A 5,167-nucleotide genomic window follows, 5' to 3' on the forward strand; every position below is an offset into this window, starting at 1 on the left:
TTCACAAACCAATGCAGATTTGATGGAAATAAGCACTTCCTTGTAATTCAGTCTTTCAAATGAATAGGATAACTTAATTTGGGTGGTGTCCTGTGCCCAGGCGCCCAGAGAAAAAAACGTAAATAGCAGGAACGCGAGCGACCGGGTAATAAATTGCTTCATTACGATGGATTATACGGGTGCAAAAAATAAAAACGGGTCTTCAATAAATAAAGAACCCGTTTATATGTTGATCAGTTTAGCCTTTTTAAACTATCCGCCGATATTAACAGAAAATTCAACTTCGGAAGGAGGGAGACACTGTTCTTCGTTACAAACCATGAACTCAACTTTACCAGCGAGGTTGGTCTTGAGTTTACCTTTTACTTTAACGGTCTGAACGAAAGTAACTGTCTTTTCGTAGTAGTTTACATCACCACCCCAAACAGGCTCATTCTTCTTTACCATTTTACCAACTTCTTTGGTCTTTGGTTCCAGCGTGAGCAGGGGATTTTTGGTGTACGTGAATGTTGTAGGAAGAGGACCTTCAACGCCGGCATTCTGGGCGTAGATATGATAGTCTCCATTGATGGCGGCAGTCATTGTCACTTCATAAGTGTTGGCTGCAGTTTTTTTGGAGGAGAATGTCCACTTAACAGCTTTTGAAGACTGAGCGAGGGCTACAGAGCCAATCAGGCAAACTATACCGAAGAGAAATAACTTTTTCATCATACAAAAATTAAGAGTTTACAGATGCACTAAGGTTTCATCCCTTTCTGAGGAATCCTTATCCCCTGCGAATCATGTCTGTAAATTTCAATCAAAAAAAGCTAACAAATCTCTAAAAGTTGACCAATTCGCCGGAAGTCTTTACCAACGCGGCATCGGGGTTTATCAACAAGGCATTGAGAATGATTTTACCGTCGATATTACCCAGATCAGCAGAGGTTGCGCGCTCGGGGTGAGGCATCATTCCGAACACATTTCCATTGGCATTTCTGATACCTGCGATGTTGCGGGTAGCGCCGTTTGGATTGGCAGACGGAGTGATGATACCGTTCTCATCGCAGTACCTGTAGATCACCTGTCCGTTCGCTTCCAGCGCGTCCAGGGTCTTTTCGTCTGCGTAGTAACGGCCTTCGCCATGGGCGATGGGGATCTTGAGCGCCTTATCGGAACCCAATCCTTTCATATAGATGTTCTTGCTGATAAACTGTTGGTTAGCATTGCGTAAGAGCACGCCTGGGAGGAGGCTGGCCTCGCAAAGCACCTGGAAGCCGTTACAAACGCCCAGTACTTTACCGCCCCTGTTCGCAAATTCGATCACGCTCTGCATCATCGGGCTGAAACGCGCGATGGCGCCGCAGCGCAGGTAATCGCCATAAGAAAAACCTCCGGGAAGCACGATGCAATCATCGGTGGAGAACATACTGAGGTCTTTGTCCTTATGCCACAACATGATCACTTCCTGGTTAAGATCGTTCTGCAGGCTGTCCTGCATATCTCTGTCACAATTAGATCCTGGGAAAACTACAACGCCAAATTTCATAATGGGTATTCATTGAGGAATGCAAAGATACGAAACCTGAACCATTTCAAGGAGAAACTCGCTGGTTATGCAGGCAGCCAGTAATTAATGTACATGGCGTATATGAATATAAGCCAATGCATAATGTTCGGAAATAAATTACGCTGGGGGTAAAAATAAGCTGCCCCATGGAACACGGCCAGCGGTACCACGCACAGGCTCCAGTTCACGTAATTGGTGCCTCCGTTGATCATTATAATGAGCATGGAGGTGATCAGGCAGACCAGGAGCAGGCTCCAGCTCTTGCGCACCTGGATGAACATTTTATTGAGATTGTTCTGTACAAACAGGCTGCCGATGATGAATGGCAGCACCAGCAGGGCCAGGCTGATGGTAGTAAACACGGAAGTGGGCATGGGTGGCAGGCTGAAGGAAATATCCGGCTGGATCTTTTTCCAGTCCCACTGATCTGTAAGGTACAGTACCAGCCCGATAAAATAGTAAGGGGCCGTTACGCCCAGCAGCCCGATCAGCCATTCCTTGATCCGGAAAGGCCTTACGATGAACACGGCCACCATCAGGAAGAAGATGAATACAATGGCTGGTTGGTACAACAGCGTGATGAACCCCATGATCAGACCGGCATTGAATACCACCGATCCGGGCTTCTGTGCGTTGTAAAGTGTATTGAGGCGATAGAATAACCAGATGAGCAGGGAGTTGATCAGCATCGGCGCCGAGAAATAGTTCCATTCCGGCAGCAGGGATGTGATGAGCATATAACTCATAGCCACCAGGTAATTGGGGCGGGCCATCATCTTCTGTGCATTACAGACCCTGTTCAGGAGCAATGCCTGGCTGTACAGCAGCAGGAACGCCAGCAGGGAGTACACGCCCGGCCAGAGGTGCAGTGGCTCTAGGAAGCTGATCACCCATTTGTAGAGGAAGTGATCGTCGTCTGGTTGCTGCAGGGGTCCCTGCGGCCGGAGGAAGATGCTGAATTTGAGTATTAAACCATACACCAGCAAAACCAGGGTGTTGCCGGAGTTCTTTTGTTTAAAAGTTCCTGTCACGCATAAGTTGTTTAGAAATCAACTTTTGCGAAAGTAATATAGTTTCTGTACAGGCAAGGCATAACCATGCTCTTTGCACTTATTTGTTTGCCCAATCTGGGCATGAAATCCACGCCCTTGTCGAGGTTTTTCAACGTAGGGTGCCTCGTAATTTTACCATTGGCATCGATGCTCTGGTCGTTCAGAATGAGTGTGCGGCGCTCATACACGTTGAAAAGGAAGTGCAGCTGGCCGCCTGTATTCATGATATTATTGGAGATGAGGTCGTCATTATCATCATCAAACTGGCTCTTGGGGATCACATTGTTCCATTCCATATTGCCGTCCTTGTCAAAAGAAAGGATCATGATGTTTTCGGCATAATAACGGGTGGAATTCCCACCCCAGCGGCTATTGCCGTAACGGCTCCAGCCCCAGGGAGAGTAATAGGGAGATCCCCAGGAATAATAATCCATCGGACTGTTCCAGGGATTACCCCAGCCCATATAGTCCCAGCGGTTGAAGGGACCGCCACGCGAAGTGGTATACATCGATTCAGCTGCCAGGATATAACCGCCATCTTTTTTGATGATGATATTCTTGATGAAGTAATCGTTGAAAGCCAGTCGCAGGTTGGCATCCGAGCCCTTGGCCTGCTTGCGCAGGTCATCGCTGAACACCATGGTACTGGAGCGGACAATGGAATCGCTTGCTTTGTCCAGTACTACTGAATACAGCCCTTCGATATTCCCCCTCTTCTGCTTGTAATACAGAGCAGACAACAGGTAGCGGCGGTTGGTATTATCGATCTTCACTTTCACTTCATCCAGCAGGAGTTTTTCATCTGAATTCAATACGTTCACCGCAAATGTATCCTGCCTGAGCTGTTTGCGCAGCAGTGTAAGATCGGTGATATAATCGTTGCTGTTCCTTCTTCTGAACTTACCGAACACCAGTTCACCTTCATTATCCAGCAAGAAGTCTGTGAGGTAATCATTTCTTTCTTCCATGGGAAGATTGAGCTGTGATCTTTCTTTCAGCTGGAACTCGCTATCGAACAACAAAGTGGTGAAGAGGAAATTTTTGGGATTGCGGCTGTTGATCTTGAACACCATGATCTGCTGTTTATCGTCGCTGAATACGGTGGTGTAGATCTTGTTATTGGCGGCCCAGCCGATGCGGGTGGTATCCAGCTCAACGGGATCGGAGAGACGCTTGGCTTCTTCATTCAGCTTTACGCCCATGCAATACACGATATTCCTGCGCTGGAACTGGTAGATCATCCAGGTATGGTTGGCATAGGGGATGAAATCAACATTGATCCAGCGGTCATCCATATAATCCAGCTTCACCCGGTTGATGAGCTTCATATCGTTGTCGTACACACTAATGGCATTATCCGTCCGGTTATTCTTGAAGACGAGGATATTGTTCCCGACCTTTCCGATGATCTCGAAATTGGTTCTCCGGTTATCTTCCCGTTCGGGTTCGGCATAGGCAATTTTCTGCGCCAGGGAAGTAAGAGGGAGCAGTGCTGCAAGGAGCATAACGCCAAGCAAACTGCACAGGGTTTTCATTCCGTTATTCATATATGCCAATTTACGCATTGTGATAGCCTCACCCAAAATTTAGGGAGAATTTTAAGACTTTATGTTCATTTGGGGACCCTTTAAAAATCCGCCCCCGGATTCAATTTTTTGCTTATACCTTTGCATCAGCGCCCGGAGAAACCCAGGTGCTATTATTTTTTGTAAAACCCTTTGATAACGGGATAAGCTAACTCACTGTGGGCAAAAAAATCAATAAAGTCACGGCAGGAACTCTACTCATTGCTTTAGGAATCATCTACGGCGATATCGGAACCTCCCCTCTTTACGTACTTAACGCGATCATCAGTGACAGGGTAATCACCGAAAAACTGATCCTCGGCTCACTCTCCTGTATCATCTGGACCCTCACATTACAAACAACCATCAAGTATGTGGTGCTCACCCTCCGGGCCGATAATCGGGGTGAAGGCGGCATATTTTCGTTGTATGCGCTCGTGAGAAGGCAGAAAAAATGGCTGGTACTGCCTGCCATGCTGGGTGGCGCCGCCCTCCTGGCCGATGGCATGATCACCCCGCCAATCTCCATCACCTCCTCCATCGAGGGTTTGCGCAATATCGACGAACTGGGACCGATCCCGGATTCCACCATCGTTTACATTGTACTGGGAGTGCTCACCGTGCTCTTCTTCCTGCAGCAGTTCGGCACCCATAGCATCGGTAAGATGTTCGGTCCGATCATGTTCTGCTGGTTCCTGATGCTGGCCACCCTGGGGGCCGTGCACCTCTCAGACGACCTCCATATCTTCAAAGCATTCAGTCCCTATTACGCCATAGAGCTGCTCACCACCTACCCGAAAGGATTCTGGATCCTGGGAGCGGTGTTCCTCTGTACCACCGGGGCAGAAGCGCTTTACTCCGACCTGGGTCACTGCGGACGCTCCAATATCCGCCGTTCCTGGATCTTCGTAAAGAGCGCGCTGATCATTAACTACCTCGGACAGGGCGCTTACCTGCTGGCCAATTTCGAGGGAGCAAAGATCTCCGCACAGAAACTGGCC

General features: G+C 48.1%; 5 protein-coding genes. 1 reads left to right on the forward strand and 4 read right to left on the reverse strand.

The window, feature by feature from the left end:
- Positions 1-252 precede the first annotated feature (252 nt).
- From ACTHMC_RS21400 to ACTHMC_RS21415, 4 genes are all read right to left on the reverse strand, one after another.
- Positions 253-708, reverse strand: coding sequence for a protein-disulfide reductase DsbD domain-containing protein (locus ACTHMC_RS21400; protein ID WP_440416252.1), 456 nt, complete (start codon positions 706-708; stop codon positions 253-255).
- A gap of 112 nt (positions 709-820) precedes the next feature.
- Positions 821-1,528, reverse strand: a complete 708-nt coding sequence (purQ, locus tag ACTHMC_RS21405; protein ID WP_440416253.1) for a phosphoribosylformylglycinamidine synthase subunit PurQ — start codon at positions 1,526-1,528, stop codon at positions 821-823.
- 65 nt (positions 1,529-1,593) lie between these two features.
- Complete coding sequence (locus ACTHMC_RS21410; protein WP_440416254.1) at positions 1,594-2,580, reverse strand: hypothetical protein; 987 nt, start codon at positions 2,578-2,580, stop codon at positions 1,594-1,596.
- 11 nt (positions 2,581-2,591) lie between these two features.
- The gene (locus tag ACTHMC_RS21415; protein ID WP_440416256.1) at positions 2,592-4,148 is read right to left on the reverse strand and encodes a hypothetical protein; all 1,557 of its coding nucleotides are present in this window, start codon (positions 4,146-4,148) and stop codon (positions 2,592-2,594) included.
- A gap of 197 nt (positions 4,149-4,345) precedes the next feature.
- Between ACTHMC_RS21415 and ACTHMC_RS21420 the strand changes: the two genes are divergently transcribed.
- Positions 4,346-5,167: KUP/HAK/KT family potassium transporter (locus ACTHMC_RS21420; RefSeq protein WP_440416258.1), on the forward strand; the 822-nt coding region annotated here is incomplete at its 3' end.

This window comes from Pseudobacter sp. (genome assembly GCF_051955275.1).
Taxonomy (GTDB): domain Bacteria; phylum Bacteroidota; class Bacteroidia; order Chitinophagales; family Chitinophagaceae; genus Pseudobacter.

Bases quoted from the DNA above. Each gene is read 5' to 3' on its own strand.
- purQ (WP_440416253.1), bottom strand. From the start codon at position 1,528: ATGAAATTTGGCGTTGTAGTTTTCCCAGGATCTAATTGTGACAGAGAT.
- ACTHMC_RS21400 (WP_440416252.1), bottom strand. From the start codon at position 708: ATGAAAAAGTTATTTCTCTTCGGTATAGTTTGCCTGATTGGCTCTGTA.
- ACTHMC_RS21415 (WP_440416256.1), bottom strand. From the start codon at position 4,148: ATGAATAACGGAATGAAAACCCTGTGCAGTTTGCTTGGCGTTATGCTC.